At 73.2% G+C, this 14,676-nt stretch carries 13 protein-coding genes; 10 read left to right on the forward strand and 3 right to left on the reverse strand.

Annotation, left to right across the window (positions count from 1 at the left end):
- Positions 1-2: 2 nt before the first annotated feature.
- The 9 genes from AB0O82_RS27500 to AB0O82_RS27540 all read left to right on the forward strand — a co-directional run bounded on the left by AB0O82_RS27500 (position 3) and on the right by AB0O82_RS27540 (position 11,268).
- A complete protein-coding gene (locus tag AB0O82_RS27500; RefSeq protein WP_363586618.1) occupies positions 3-800 on the forward strand; it encodes an FAD:protein FMN transferase in 798 nt (265 codons plus the stop codon).
- A 156-nt stretch (positions 801-956) separates the two neighbouring features.
- Positions 957-1,490: an EF-hand domain-containing protein gene (locus AB0O82_RS27505; RefSeq protein WP_363586602.1), complete on the forward strand. Its 534-nt coding sequence runs from the start codon at positions 957-959 to the stop codon at positions 1,488-1,490.
- A gap of 210 nt (positions 1,491-1,700) precedes the next feature.
- The gene (locus tag AB0O82_RS27510; protein WP_363586603.1) at positions 1,701-2,588 is read left to right on the forward strand and encodes an SAM-dependent methyltransferase; all 888 of its coding nucleotides are present in this window, start codon (positions 1,701-1,703) and stop codon (positions 2,586-2,588) included.
- A 116-nt stretch (positions 2,589-2,704) separates the two neighbouring features.
- Positions 2,705-3,463: a DeoR/GlpR family DNA-binding transcription regulator gene (locus AB0O82_RS27515; RefSeq protein WP_363586604.1), complete on the forward strand. Its 759-nt coding sequence runs from the start codon at positions 2,705-2,707 to the stop codon at positions 3,461-3,463.
- Positions 3,464-3,680: 217 nt separating this feature from the next.
- A complete protein-coding gene (locus tag AB0O82_RS27520) occupies positions 3,681-4,952 on the forward strand; it encodes an extracellular solute-binding protein (protein ID WP_363586605.1) in 1,272 nt (423 codons plus the stop codon).
- 43 nt (positions 4,953-4,995) lie between these two features.
- Positions 4,996-5,925 carry a sugar ABC transporter permease gene (locus AB0O82_RS27525; RefSeq protein WP_363586606.1) on the forward strand — a complete coding sequence of 310 codons (930 nt, stop codon included), beginning with the start codon at positions 4,996-4,998 and terminating at the stop codon, positions 5,923-5,925.
- Positions 5,926-5,969: 44 nt separating this feature from the next.
- Positions 5,970-6,761, forward strand: a complete 792-nt coding sequence (locus AB0O82_RS27530) for a carbohydrate ABC transporter permease (protein ID WP_363586619.1) — start codon at positions 5,970-5,972, stop codon at positions 6,759-6,761.
- 146 nt (positions 6,762-6,907) lie between these two features.
- Positions 6,908-9,568, forward strand: a complete 2,661-nt coding sequence (locus tag AB0O82_RS27535) for a TIM-barrel domain-containing protein (RefSeq protein ID WP_363586607.1) — start codon at positions 6,908-6,910, stop codon at positions 9,566-9,568.
- Positions 9,569-9,684: 116 nt separating this feature from the next.
- On the forward strand, positions 9,685-11,268 hold the full coding sequence (locus AB0O82_RS27540; RefSeq protein ID WP_363586608.1) for an NAD(P)/FAD-dependent oxidoreductase: 1,584 nt from the start codon (positions 9,685-9,687) through the stop codon (positions 11,266-11,268).
- Here the strand turns inward: AB0O82_RS27540 and AB0O82_RS27545 are convergent.
- Positions 11,265-11,906 (reverse strand): SRPBCC family protein, encoded by a 642-nt coding sequence (locus AB0O82_RS27545; RefSeq protein ID WP_363586609.1) that lies wholly within the window; start codon positions 11,904-11,906, stop codon positions 11,265-11,267. The two genes, AB0O82_RS27540 and AB0O82_RS27545, sit on opposite strands and share 4 nt — an antisense overlap.
- Before the next feature lie 358 nt (positions 11,907-12,264).
- Between AB0O82_RS27545 and AB0O82_RS27550 the strand changes: the two genes are divergently transcribed.
- The gene (locus AB0O82_RS27550; protein ID WP_363586610.1) at positions 12,265-13,743 is read left to right on the forward strand and encodes an FAD/NAD(P)-binding protein; all 1,479 of its coding nucleotides are present in this window, start codon (positions 12,265-12,267) and stop codon (positions 13,741-13,743) included.
- A gap of 73 nt (positions 13,744-13,816) precedes the next feature.
- Here AB0O82_RS27550 and AB0O82_RS27555 read toward each other — a convergent pair whose 3' ends face one another.
- Positions 13,817-14,329, reverse strand: coding sequence for a GNAT family N-acetyltransferase (locus AB0O82_RS27555; protein WP_363586611.1), 513 nt, complete (start codon positions 14,327-14,329; stop codon positions 13,817-13,819).
- Between the two features lie 45 nt (positions 14,330-14,374).
- A complete protein-coding gene (locus AB0O82_RS27560) occupies positions 14,375-14,578 on the reverse strand; it encodes an MbtH family NRPS accessory protein (RefSeq protein ID WP_363586612.1) in 204 nt (67 codons plus the stop codon).
- Positions 14,579-14,676: the final 98 nt, after the last annotated feature.

Raw genomic sequence — 14,676 nt, forward strand, 5'->3', positions numbered from 1 at the left:
TCATGGGCACCGTCTTCTCGATCGCCGTCCGCGATCCCGGCCCGGCCACGCCCGCCGCGCTCCGCCGGATCGCCGACCGGCTGCACCGGATCGACGCGGTGTTCTCGCCCTACCGGCCGGACAGCGACATCAGCCGCCTCGACCGGGGCGAACTCGCCCTCGCCGACTGCGATCCGCAGGTCCGCGCCGTCCTGGCCACCTGCCGCGAGGTCGCCGCGCAGACCGACGGCTTCTTCACCGAGCGGCCCGACGGCCGGCTCGACCCGAGCGGCTGGGTCAAGGGGTGGGCGGTCGAGGAGGCGGCCGGGCTGCTGCGCGCCGCCGGGGCCCGGCAGTACTGCGTCAGCGGCGGCGGGGACGTGCAGACCGCCGGCGGGCCGTGGCGGATCGGGGTCGCCCACCCGCTGCGGCCGGGCGCGCTGGCCGCCGTCCTGGGCGGCGACGGCCTCGCGGTGGCCACCTCCGGCACCGCCGAGCGCGGCGCGCACATCCTCGATCCGCACACCGGCCGGCCGGCGCTCGGCCTGGCCTCGCTGACCCTGGTCGGCGCCCCCGGCACCGGGATCGCCCGCACCGACGCCTGGGCCACCGCCGCCTTCGCGATGGGCCCCGACCGCGCGCTCGTCTGGGCCGCCCGGCAGCCCGGCGTCGAGGCCCTCGCCGTCCTGCCCGACGGGACGAAGCGCTGGACGCCCGGCCTGCCCCGGCACCTCCCGCCCACCGGCCCCGCCGACTGGCGGCCGGCCGCCCCGGCGGCCCCAGCAGGGCCGTTTGCGCGCCAACTGGCTTTCGAACGCTGATAGTTCACTCCATCAGGTGAAGAACTCGATCATGACTCATCCGCCCCGGACCGGGTGGCCGATAGTGGGGAGACCGATCGGACGCACACCATCCGGTCCCACCGGAACGCGTGGACCCGCGGACACGCGTGAACCCACGGAAAGAGGTAGCGACACATGCCCACCGAGGCCACCCGGCGGATCGACCTCGTCTTCTCCCTGTTCGACGCCAACCGCAACGGCGTCGTCGAGGTCGACGACTTCAACCTGATGACGGCCCGCGTGGTCGCGGCCGCCGCCGATTCGGACGAGGCCGCGAAGGCCGCGATCCGCGCCGCCTTCCGGCGCTACTGGACCACCCTGGTCAGCGAGTTGGACACCAACGGCGACGGCGTGATCAGCCGCGAGGAGTTCGGCGGCTTCGTCCTCTCGCCTGAGCGCTTCGGCCCCGCCGCCGGCGAGTTCGCCGACGCCCTGGCCGCGCTCGGCGACCCGGACGGCGACGGTCTGATCGAGCGCCCGCTGTTCGTGGCGCTGATGACCGCGATCGGCTTCGAGCACGCCAACATCCACGCCCTCTTCGACGCCTTCGGCCCCACCCCCGAGGACCGCATCACGGTGGCCGTCTGGGCCGCCGGGATCCGCGACTACTACGCCCCGGACAAGGCCGGCATCCCCGGCGACCTGCTGGTGGGCCAACCGGCCGCCTGATCTCCCCGGGGCGCGCCCGCCCCGGATCGGCTGAGCGACGGCGCCGCCGCCCCGCACCTGCCCGGCGGCGCCGTCCCGCGCTTCGCGCACCGGGCCCACGGCCGCCCGCGCCACCACCCACGACCGGTCCGCCGGCCAGGTCCTGTCCGGCCGATCCTGCCGGACAGGACCTGGCCGCGGCTTCCCGAAGTCCGAACACCAGGAGGGATCATGGCCACCGCCGCCCGCCCCCGTGCCGGCGTCGACGAGGGCGTCGGACCGACCGCCCTGATGGTCGCCGCCGCCCGCGCGATCGAGACCCACCGCCCCGACGCCCTCGCCCGGGACGCCCACGCCGAGCACTTCGTGCGCGCCGCCCGGTCTTCCGCGCACTGGCCGGTGCACCCCCGGGACGTCCCGGACGGCGAGGCCGATCCGCTCTGGGGGCGGCTCGGCCGCTACCTCGCCCTGCGGACGAGGGCGTTGGACGACCAGCTGCTGTGGTCCGCCCACCTGGGCGTCCGCCAGGTGGTCCTGCTCGGCGCCGGCCTGGACACCCGGGCCTTCCGGCTCGACTGGCCCGCCGACCTCGCCGTCTTCGAGGTCGACCGGCCCGGGGTCCTCGCGTTCAAGCAGCGCGTCCTCGACCGGGTCGACGCCCGGCCGGCGGCGCGCCGCGTACCGGTGGCCGCCGACCTGCGCGGCGACTGGGCCGACGCCCTCACCGCGGCCGGCTTCCAGCCCGCCGAGCCGACCGCCTGGCTCGCCGAGGGCCTGCTGCCCTACCTGCCCGCCGCCGCCGAACAGCGGCTCGCGGCTGCCGTCGACCGACTCGGCGCCGCAGGAAGCACCTTGGCGTACGAGGCCAAGCTCGGACCGGAGTCCGCGGCGGTCCGAGAGAACCCCGTCTACACGACCGCTCGCGAGCGACTCGGCGTCGACCTGCTCGCCCTGTTCGACGCCGGGCCCCGCCCCGACACCACCGCCGATCTCACCGAGCGCGGCTGGTCCACCACCGTCCACAGCCCGTTCGACTTCACCCGCCACTACGGCCGCGGCCCCCGGCCCGAACCCCACGACGCCTTCGCCGCCAACCGCTGGGTCTTCGCCACCCGGTGACGCCCCCGCTCCGGGCTGCCCCGGCCGGCTCCGGCCCGCCCGGTGTTCGGTTCTGCGCACAGGCCGCCGCCGTACGGGCCCGGCGTGATCCAACGGACACGCCCTAGACTTCGGCCATGCTCAAAGCCGACCGTACCGCCCGGATCCTCACCCACATCACCGAGGCGGGCAGCGCCGATGTGCACGAGCTGGCCGGCCTCCTCCAGGTGTCACCGGCCACCGTCCGCCGGGACCTCCAGGAACTGCACGACCAGGGCCTGCTGCACCGCACCCGTGGCGGGGCGGTCACCGGTGCCGTCAACCTCGAACTGCCGCTGCGCCACAAGCACGGGACGCGGCAGGCGGAGAAGCGGCGGATCGCGCTGGCGGCCGACCGGCTGGTGCCGGACGGCGCCGTGGTGGGCCTGACGGGCGGCACGACGACGAGCGAGCTGGCCCGGGTGCTGGCCGAGCGCGGCGGGATCACCATCGTGACCAACGCGGTCAACATCGCGGCGGACCTCATCGTCCGGCCGGAGGTCCGCCTGGTGGTGGTCGGCGGCCTGGCCCGGACCACGAGTTACGAGCTGGTGGGGCCGGCCGCCGACCGGATGCTCGCCCAGTACCACCTGGACCTCGCGTTCATCGGGGTGGACGGCCTGACCGCGCAGGACGGCTGCACGACGCACGACGAGATGGAGGCCCAGACCGACCGCGCGTTCCTGCACGCCAGCGCGCGGTCGGTGGTCCTGGCGGACAGCACCAAGATCGGCCGGGTGACCTTCGCCAAGATCTGCCCGCTCGCCGAGGTGCACGACCTCGTCACCGACGACGAGGCCACCGCGGCGCAGGAGAAGGCGATCGCCGCCTGCGGGGTGCGGGTCGCGCGCGTCTGACCTGTTCACGCGGGGTGCCCGGCCGGGGAGAACCGGCCGGGCTCTCTGTCGCACCGCCAGTTGTCATGCAACGGTCCGATAACGACATCCGGGCGACACCTCGACCCCGCCGGTCCGCCTCGTGAATACTGCCCGACGCCACGCTCTTTCGAATCTGCTCAGAACCAGCGCTCTTCAAGCAACTAGGATCAAGCGGCGTACGAAGGCGGTAACTGCGGTGAACACACGTGTACGTACCCTCTGGGCGGTCTGTGCCGTCGGCGCGCTCGCCCTCACAGCGTGCGGCGGCAGCAGTGGCGGCGGGTCCTCCCCGAACGGCGCCGTGACGCTCAAACTCGTCGCCGCCGACTACGGCGAGAAGGAGTCCAACAGCTCCAAGGCCTACTGGAACGGCGTCGCCACCGCGTTCACCGCGGCCAATCCCGGCATCAGGGTCGACGTCCAGGTGATGAACTGGAACGACATCGACAAGCAGGTCAAGACGATGATCCAGAGCGGCAACGTCCCCGACGTCCTGCAGACCGGGGGCTACGCCGACAAGGTCGCCGACGACCTCCTCTACAAGGCCGAGGACGTCCTGTCCGCCGACACCCGGGCCGACCTGATCCCGAGCTTCGCCGAGGCCGGCCGGGTCGACGGCGTGCAGTACGGCATCCCGTTCGTCTCCTCCGCCCGCGCCCTCTTCTACAACAAGGCCGTCTTCCAGCAGGCCGGCATCACCCAGCCGCCCGCCACCTGGGACGAGGTGCGCAAGGACGCCGAACTGATCAAGGCCAAGGCGCCCGGGGTCACCCCGTACGCGCTGCCGCTCGGCCCGGAGGAGGCCCAGGGCGAGAGCATGATCTGGGAGCTCGGCAACGGCGGCGGCCCCACCGCCAAGGACGGCACGTACGCCATCGACAGCCAGGCCGACGTCGACACCTTCCGCTGGCTCAAGGCCAACCTCGTCGACCCCGGCCTGACCTACGCCAACCCGGCCACCACCGACCGCAAGACCGCCTTCGCCGACTTCGCCGCGGGCAAGGCCGCCATGGCCAACGGCCACCCCTCGCTGATCCAGATGGCCAAGGACGGCAAGGTCGACTACGGCGTCGCGCCCATCCCCGGCAGGACCGGCCCGCTCGCCTCCACCCTCGGCGTCGCGGACTGGACGATGGCCTTCAAGAAGAACGGCCACCGCGACCAGATCAGGAAGTTCCTCGACTTCGCGTACTCCAAGGACAACACGCTCGCCTTCGACGAGACCTACAACCTGATGCCGGTCACCCAGAGCACCCTGCGCGAGATGACCGCCAGCGGCAAGCACAAGGACCTCGAACCGTTCTTCGCCCTCCTGCCGAACGCCGTCTTCTACCCGCTCGGCAACACCACCTGGGACGCGGTCTCGGCCGAGCTCAAGAAGAGCATCGGCACCGCCGTCGCCGGGGACCCGGCCAAGGTGCTCGGCGACCTGCAGAAGAAGGCCCGGGACGCCGTCGCGAACAAGTAGGACACGCCCGCCCCGGCCCGCGCCCCGTCCGAAAGGCACCGCCGTGTCCCTCGACTCCCCCACCCCCCGAGCCCCCGGGCCCGGCCGGCCCGCCCGGACGGGCTCCGGCCCCGGTCGGCTCGGACCGCTGCCGTGGATCGCCCCGGCCGTCCTGCTGATCCTGGCCGTCGTCCTGTGGCCCGTCTACGAGATGGTCCGCACCTCGTTCCTGCGCATCAGCACCAGCGGGTTCGTCCGCGGCTCCGCCGGGCTGGACAAGTACCGCAAGCTCCTCGGCGAGGCCGACCTCGGCCGGGTGCTGCTCTCGACGGTGGTCTGGACGGTGGCCGTCGTCGGCCTGACGATGGCGCTCTCGCTCGGCCTGGCCCAGCTGTTCAACCAGCGCTTCCCCGGGCGCCGGTTCGCGCGCTGGGCCCTGATCGCCCCCTGGGCGGCGTCCGTCCTGATGACCGCCATCGGCTTCCGGTGGATGCTCGACCGGACGGCCGGCGTGCTCAACACCGCGCTGACCGACCTCGGCCTGGTCGACGGCCCCCGGGACTGGCTCGGCGACCCGTCGACCGCCTGGCCCTGGATGGTCCTCGTCGCCGTCTTCGTCTCGCTGCCGTTCACCACCTACACCCTGCTCGCCGGCCTGCAGACCGTCCCCGGCGAGCTGTACGAGGCGGCCCGGGTGGACGGTGCCTCCCCGTGGCAGGCCTACCGGAGGATCACCCTGCCGCTGCTGCGCCCGGCCTTCCTGGTCGGCCTCGTGATCAACCTGATCAACGTCTTCAACTCCTTCCCCGTCATCTGGGGCATGACCCAGGGCGGCCCGGGCAGCGCCACGGCCACCAGCACGGTGTTCATGTACCAGCTGAAGAACACCGACATCGGCGAGTCCGCGGCCATGTCGGTGGTCAACTTCGCCCTGGTGGTGCTGATGGTGCTGGTCTTCCTCAAGGTCGGCCGCTGGAACGGGGAGGAGCGTTGACGGCCCGCCCGCCCGCGCGCCGGATCCGCCCGCGCGCCCTGGTCATGGCGGCGGCGGCCTGGCTGCTGGCGGCGGTCTTCCTGCTCCCGTACCTGGAGATGGCCGTCACCGCGCTGCGCCCCGCCGACGAGCTGCGCGACGCGGGCTACCTGCCGCGCCACCCCGCCTGGTCCAACTTCGTCGACGTCTGGCGCGAGTCGACGCTCGGCGCCAACCTCAAGGTCACCCTGCTGGTCGCCGGCGGCTCCACCGTGCTGGCGCTGCTGGTCGCGCTGCCCGCCGCGTACTGCACCGCGCGGTTCAGGTACCGGGGCCGCAGGCTCTTCCTGCTGCTCGTCCTGGTCACCCAGATGTTCCAGCCGACCTCGCTGCTGGTGGGCCTCTACCGCGAGTTCTACCAGCTGGACATGCTCAACTCGGTCTGGACGCTGATCCTCTGCAACGCCGCCTTCAACCTGGCCTTCGCCGTCTGGATCCTCACCGCCTACATCGGCTCGATCCCGGTCGAGTTGGAGGAGGCCGCGCTGCTCGACGGCCTCGGCCGGCTCGGGGCGCTGCGCCGGGTGGTGCTGCCGCTGGCCATGCCCGGCGTGGTCACCGCGGTGATCTTCACCTTCATCTCCGCCTGGAACGAGTTCGTGATGGGCCTGACCCTGTCGACGGCCCCGGAGAGCCAGCCGCTGACCGTCGGCATCAACGGCTTCATCGGCAACTACACCGTGGAGTGGAACTACCTGTTCGCCGGATCGGTGGTCGCGATCGTGCCGGTCGTGGTGCTGTTCGCCGTCATCGAGCGCCACGTGGTCTCCGGGCTGACCGCCGGATCGGTCAAGTAGCCCCGGCCGTCCGGGGTGTCGGGAACGGTGACCCCGCCATTGACATGGACCGGCCACAACTGTGAATGTTGCTTGTATTCCCCCATGTTCAAGCAGCTTCGCGCAGTAAGTGAACATCTCTTGCTCATCCGACGGGAGAACACACCGTGCGCTTGGTACGACCTCGCCTCCGCCGGGCCGCCCTCACCGTGGCCCTCACCAGCATCGCCGCCGTGGCCGGGCCCGCCCTGCCGGCCCGCGCCGCCACCCCCGGCTCCGCCGTCCTCGACGGCAGCCACCAGAGCACCACCTGGCAGAGCCCCACGTACGCCAAGGGCACCCTCGGCGGCGCCGCCTCCTGCCCGTCCGCCGCCCAGGACCCGGACGGCACGGTCTGCGGCCGCTTCGACCTGACCGTCGACGCGCCCGCCGGCTACTGGGACGACAACCCCGAGGGCGGCGTCCCGCTCTCGATCCAGTGGCAGAACCCCACCGACGACTTCGACCTCTACGTCTACGACGCCAACGGCAAGGAGGTCGCCGAGAGCGCGGGCACCGCCAACCCCGAGGCGACCGTCATCCCGAAGGCCTCGGGCACGTACCACGTCCTGGTCGTCCCCTACGACGTGCACGGCGGCTCCTTCACCGGCCGCGCCTACCTGCCGCAGACCGCCGACGCGGGAGACCTCACCTCCTTCTCCGGCGGCCAGGGCAGCTACGACATCGCCGCCGGCACCCTCAAGGCCAAGGTCGACTTCCTCGCCGACGACCAGTTGCGGCTGCGCGCCGCCCCGGACGGCGTGCTCACCGACCCGGCCGGCAGCACGATCATCCGCAAGCAGCCCGAACTCCAGCGCGGCACCTCGTCGTTCGACGCCGGCGACTACTACGGCATCCGCTCCAAGGACCAGGTGCTGCGGGTCTACAAGCACCCCCTGAGGTTCGGCCTGTACAAGGCCGACAACCGCACCGCCGTCTGGCAGGAGGACGCCCCGCTACGCTGGTCCACCAGCGGGCTGCGGCAGAGCCTGGTCCGCGGCGCCGACGAGCAGTTCTTCGGCGGCGGCGAGCAGAACGGCTCCTTCTCCCACCGGGACAAGACCGTCCACGTCGCCAACAGCACCAACTGGAACGAGGGCGGCTACAACAACTCGCAGCCGTTCTACATCTCCACCGCCGGCTACGGCGTCTTCCGCAACACCTTCGCCCCGGGCAGCTACGACTTCGGCTCGCCCGTGCGCACCGGACAGCAGGAACGGCGCCTGGACGCCTACTACTTCACCGGTGACGTCAAGTCGGTGATCGGCAAGTACACCACCCTGGTCGGCAAGCCCTTCATGCCGCCCGTCTACGGCCTGGAGCCCGGCGACTCCGACTGCTACCTGCACAACGCCAACCGCGGCGAACGCCACACCACCGACGCGCTCAAGGTCGCCGACGGCTACGTGCGGAACCAGATGCCGCTCGGCTGGATGCTCGTCAACGACGGCTACGGCTGCGGCTACGAGAACCTCGCCCAGACCGGCGAGGGCCTGCGCAAGGACCACGCCCAGCTCGGGCTCTGGACCCAGAACGGCCTGCCCGACCAGGCCGCCGAGGTCAAGGCCGGCGCCCTGGTGCGCAAGCTCGACGTCGCCTGGGTCGGCAACGGCTACGACTTCGCGCTGAACGCCTGCGACCAGGCCAAGGCCGGCATCGAGGACGGCAGCGACGCCCGCGGCTTCGTCTGGCTGCCCGTCTCCTGGGCCGGCGCCCAGCGCTGCGGCGTCCTGTGGAGCGGCGACCAGAGCCTGTCCTGGGACTACATCCGCTGGCAGATCCCCACCTACGCCGGCGCCACCATGTCCGGCATCGCCTACAACACCGGCGACGTCGGCTCCATCTACCGCCGCGACCCGAAGATGTACACCCGCGACCTCCAGTGGAAGTCCTTCCTCCCGGCCATCATGACCATGGACGGCTGGGCCAGGGACATGGCCGGCAAGGAGCAGCGCGACCAGCAGCCCTGGCTGGACGGCGAGCCCTACACCTCGATCAACCGCAAGTACCTCCAGCTGAAGGAGCGGCTGCTGCCGTACATGTACACGCTGTCGGCGGAGGCCACCAGGACGGGCGTCGGCGCGGTGCGTCCGCTCGCCCTGGAGTACCCGGACGACCCGGCGACCCTCGGCCCGAACGCCAGGTACGAGTTCCTGGCCGGGCCGGACTTCCTCGTCGCACCGGTCTACTCGGACACCTCGGTGCGCGACGGCATCTACCTGCCCAAGGGCACCTGGACCGACTACTGGACCGGGCGCACCTACCAGGGCCCCACCACGGTCAACGGCTACTCCGCGCCGCTGGACACCCTGCCGCTGTTCGTCAAGGGCGGCTCGATCGTGCCGATGTGGCCCGAGGGCACGCTGTCCTGGGAGAACCGGGACCGCACCCGGCTCGACTACGACCTCTACCCGCAGGGCGACTCCTCCTACACCCTGTACGAGGACGACGGCGTCACCCGCGGCTTCGCCGCCGGCGCCTCGGCCACCCAGCGGGTGGACGTCCGCGCCCACGGGCCGGTCACCGTCGTCAAGGTCGGTGCCAGCGTGGGGAGTTACACCGGCAAGCCGGCCGAGCGGGGGTACCGCTTCACCGTGCACGGCAAGCCCGCCCCGCGCCTGGTCGTCACGCAGGGCGGACCGCTGCCCCGGCTGGACTCCGCGGCGGCGCTCGACTCGGCCGCCTCGGGCTGGTACTACGACGCCGCGACCGGGGTCACCCAGGTCAGGACGCCCGCCGTCGCCACCGACCACGGCTTCTCCGTCGAACTGATCCACGGCGGCCACTGACCGGCCGGACGCCGCAGGGCCCCCTCGCGAACCGCCGCGAGGGGGCGCTGCGGCGTTCCGGGGCCGCTGTGTCCGGGGCATTCCCCGGCCCGCCCCCGTCCCGTAGCGTGGCGGGGGTGAACGCGAACCCGTCCACCCCCGCCCGGTACGACGCCGTGATCGTCGGCGGCGGCCACAACGGGCTGGTGGCCGCCGCCTACCTCGCCCGGGCCGGACGCCGGGTCCTGCTGCTCGAACGGCTGCCCCGGGTCGGCGGGGCCGCCGTCTCCGCCCGGGCGTTCCCCGGCGTGGACGCCCGGCTGTCGCGCTACTCCTACCTGGTCAGCCTGCTGCCGCGGAAGATCGTCCAGGAGCTGGGCCTGCGGCTCGACCTGCGGCGCCGCCGGATCGCCTCGTACACGCCCACCGTCCGGGACGGGAAGCCCACCGGCCTGCTGGTGGACGCCGCCGACCCCGGCCGGACCGGGGAGGCGTTCCGGGCGCTCACCGGAACCGACCGGGAGTGGGAGGCCTGGCAGCGCTTCTACGGCATGACCGGGCAGGTCGCCCGACGGGTCTTCCCGACCCTCACCGAGCCGCTGCCCGCACGCGCCGAACTGCGCCGGCGGATCGCCGACGACGCCGCCTGGACCGCCCTGTTCGAACGGCCGCTGGGCGAGACGATCGAACGGACCTTCAGCGACGACCTGGTCCGCGGGATCGCCCTGACGGACGCGCTGATCGGTACCTTCACCCACGCCCACGACCCCTCGCTCCGGCAGAACCGCTGCTTCCTCTACCACGTGATCGGCAACGGGACGGGCGACTGGGACGTCCCGGTCGGCGGCATGGGCGCGGTGACGGACGCGCTGGCCGAGGCGGCCCTGGCCGCCGGCGCGGAGATCCGCACCGGGTGCGAGGTCACCGCCATCGCCACCGACGGCCACGGCGACGCCGAGGTGACGTACCGTCACCAAGGCGGCGAGGCCACGGCGGCGGGCCGCCGGGTGCTGGTCAACGCCGCCCCGGCCACCCTGGCCCGCCTCCTCGGCGAGGAGCCCGGGCCCGCGCCCGAGGGCGCCCAGCTGAAGGTCAACCTGGTGCTGCGCCGGCTGCCGCGGCTCCGGGACACCGGCGCGGACCCCCGGGAGGCCTTCGCGGGCACCTTCCACATCGCCGAGGGCTACCGGCAGTTGGAGACCGCCTACGCCGAGGCGGCGGCCGGCCGGATGCCCTCCGCGCCCCCGTCGGAGATCTACTGCCACACCCTCACCGACCCCACCATCCTGGGCCCCGAAGCCGTCCGCCAGGGCCTCCAGACGCTGACCCTGTTCGGCCTGCACATGCCCGCCCGGCTGTTCACCGACCCGGCCGCCAAGGAGCGCGCCCTGGCGGCCAGTCTGGCCCAACTGGACGAGGTGCTGGCCGAACCGATCGCCGACTGCCTCGCGCCGGACGCCACCGGCCGGCCCTGTGTGGAGGCCAGGACCCCGCTCGACCTGGAACGGGAGATCGGCCTGCCCGGCGGCCACATCTTCCACCGGGACCTCTCCTTCCCGTTCGCGACCGGGCCCGTGGACGGCCCCGCCGCCCGCTGGGGCGTGGCGACGGCCCACCCGAACGTCCTGCTGTGCGGCGCGGGCGCCGTCCGCGGCGGCGGAGTCAGCGGCATCCCCGGCCACAACGCCGCCCGGGCCGCCCTCGAAGCCCTCTCCGGTTAGCCCCGGTCGGCGTCGGCCCCGGCGATGACCTCGGCGGTGGTCTTCAGGTCGTGCAGCCACCCGTCGAGGCCCTGGCGCAGGATCCCGGTCGCGGTGGGAACGTCCGCGTCGACCTGGGGCCCGGTGTGGGTCTCCTCGGTGCTCACCCGGACGCCGCCCTTGACCTCGGTGAAGTTCCACACGTGGACGCCGTCGATGTGCAGCCCTTCGGCGACGGCGGGGCCCGTCCAGCGGATGCAGGACTCCCGCTTGAGCTGCTGGACGGTCGAGGTGATGTCCAGGCTGGTGGCGGTGGTCGCGGGGTTGGGCGGGAGCGGGGTCGTCCACCGGAACGCCGAACCCGGGCGCAGGCGGCCGTGGTCGAGGCGCTCCGCGCTCGCGACGGGGCCCTGCCAGGACGGCCAGCGCTCCACGTCGGTCTGCAGCTTCCAGATGGTGTGCAGCGGCGCGTGGACCACCGTCTCGGCCCGGTAGCGGACCTGGGCCCGGGGATCGACGCCCTGGCCGCGGCAGGTCAGGGAGGTGCCGGGGTGCGAGGTGGCGGCCCCGGCGGGCGCGGCCGCGGTGCCGAGGAGGCTGACGACGAGCGGGACGGCGAACAGGGCGGCGCGGACGCCGGTGCTGCGGGTGCCGGACATGGGATTCCCCTTGATCGAGTGTCAGTTGGTGGGCGGGCGTTGCCTGTCGGGCTGCGGGCGAGGCTGCGGCAGCCCCGCACGCGATAGATGCTTGCGCGTTCGTTAGAAGTTATAACGCGAATCCCCGTAAGAGGTCAACAGCTTTCGTGACACCCTCTAACCAGGGGCCGGGCGACGGGCGGCCGAGCGCCCCAAACTCTCCTTATGGGACGGAACGTGTCGAACCCGGGACCCTACGTGACCTTCGCCCTGCCCCAGGTCGACGCACCACCGCGCCACCGGGCCATAAGTCCTGCTTGGCGAGGGGCCTATGAACCGTCGTTGGACGCGGCGGCGCGATCGGCTCGATGTTGGCCGCATGACGTCTCCCGCTGCGTCCGACGCGGCCGCCGTGAACCAGAGCAGGACCCCGCACGAGATCGCCGTGGTGGGCGCAGGCGCCGCCGGCACCCTCACGGCGCTGCGCCTGCTCCACCACGCGGCCGCCGGGAGACCCGCACCGGCCCGGATCTGGCTCATCGACCCCGGGCCCGCAGGCCCGGGGCTGGCGTTCGGTACCGACGCGCCGCACCACCTGCTGAACGTCCCGGCCGGCCGGATGAGCGCCCACCGGGACGACCCCGGCCACTTCGTGCGCTGGCTCGGCGACCGCGGCGGCGAGCACGACTTCGTCCCCCGGCGCCTCTTCGGCCGCTACCTCGCCGAGAGCCTGGCAGCGGCTGCCTCCGGCCCCGGCACCCCCGACCTGGTCCGAGTGCCCGACCGCGTCGTCGCCCTCACCCACCGGCCCCGGGCGACCACCCCGCCGCTGCGCCTGTGGCTGCACGACGGGCCACCGCTCGACGTCGACGCGGCGGTGCTGGCCCTGGGCAACTTCGCACCCGGCCAAGCCTGGGCACCGCCGGCGCTGCGCGACTCCGGGCGGTTCCTGGCCGACCCCTGGGCACCCGGCGCCCTCGCGGCCGTCCCCGAGGACCGCGACGTCCTGCTCGTCGGCACCGGCCTGACCATGGTCGACATGGCGCTCAGCCTGCAACGCCCCGGACGCGTCGTCCACGCCCTGTCCCGGCACGGCCTGGTCCCCCGACCGCACGCCGCCACCCCGCTCACCACCCCGGCCGCACCGGCCGTCCCGCAGCTCGACGCCCGTGCGGGGCTGCCCGCGCTGCGCCGGGCGGTACTGTGCCAGATCGCCCGCTGCCGCCGCGTCCACGGCGACTGGCGGGCCGGGGTCGACAGCCTCCGCCCCCTCACCAGCGCCCTGTGGCAGCAGCTCTCACCCGCCGACCAGGCCCGGCTGCTGGCCCGGGACCTCCGGCTCTGGGAGACCCACCGCCACCGGATCCCGCCGGTCAGCGCCAGGGCCCTGCGCACCGCCGTCGACGCGGGCCTGGTCAGCATCGGCCGGGGCACCGTGGCCGACGCCAAGACCACCGCGGACGGCCCCGGCGAGGTCGGCGAGGTCATCGACGTCCGGCTGGACGACGGCCGCGCGCTGCAGGTGGGGGCGGTGCTGAACTGCACCGGCTCCGAGGCCGAACTCACCCGGGTCGACGACCCGCTGATCACCGACCTGCTCACCACCGGCCTCGGCTCCCCCGCCCCCGTCGGCGGCGGCTTCGACACCGCCGCCGACGGCCGGCTCCTCCCCGCGGGCGGCCGGGCTCCGGCGCCGCTGTGGACGCTGGGCTCGCTGCGGCGCGGCAACCTGCTGGAGACAACCGCCATCCCGGAGATCCGCTGCCAGGCCGACGACCTCGCCCTGCTGCTGGGCCGCAGCGCGGCGGGAACGCCGAGCGGGCCGGGAGCGCCGAACGGAGCGGTACCGGCCCGCTGAGCGGGCGTGCACGTCAGCGGCCCGCGGCGCGACCGGACGCGCCGCGGGCCGGGCCGCACCCGGCCGGGCCCGGTCAGGCCTGGCCGGTCGTCGAGAGCGCCACCACCTTCGTCACCGAGCCGTCGTCCCCGAGGACGTCGCGCAGGTGCCGGAAGCCCAGCCGTCGACACATCGCCAGGCTCGGGGCGTTCTCCGCACCCACCATGCCGTAGACCTCCTTGAGCCCCAACTCGTCGGCGGCGTAACGGATCAGTCCGCGGACCACCTCGGTGCCCAGGCCCCGGCCCCAGAACTCCGGGGCGAGGGCGGTGACCAGCTCGTGGCCGTCGACGTTCCCGGTCTTCTTCACCTCGGCGTGGCCCGCGTACCTCCCGTCCAGCCACAGGCCCCACACGTCGAAGATCCGCTGCGGGTACACGTCGGTCAGGATCGCGCGGAACAGCGCGCGGATCTGCGGCTCGGGCACCAGGTCCTGGCCCATCCAGCTGCACACGTCAGCGTTGCGGAGGAGGGAGACGAAGGCGTCCTCGTCCTCGGCCCGGTAGGGGATGAACTCCAGGTGTTCGGTGCGCAGCGAAGGGGTCACGGTCAGCTCCTCGGGGTTGTCGTGGGACGGAAGTGCTGCGACCGGTCAGGATCCGGCGCTCTCCATGCGCTCGCGCAGGCTCCGCGGCCGCATGTCGGTCCACACCTCGTCGACGTAGGCGGTGCACTCCGCCTCGGTGCCCTCCTGGCCGACGGGCTGCCAGCCGGCGGGCACGTCGAGGTCGACCGGCCAGAGGGAGTACTGCTCCTCGTCGTTGCGCAGCACCTGGTAGCGGGTGTTCTCGTCCATGTCGTACTCCTTCGTCGTTGTCGGGTTTCCAGCGGTGGTCTTGCGCGGTGGTCTGACAGCAGGGGGTTCAGCGGCGGGTGGTCGTCGGTGGGTGGGCG

This window comes from Kitasatospora sp. NPDC088264 (genome assembly GCF_040685715.1).
Lineage (GTDB): Bacteria > Actinomycetota > Actinomycetes > Streptomycetales > Streptomycetaceae > Kitasatospora.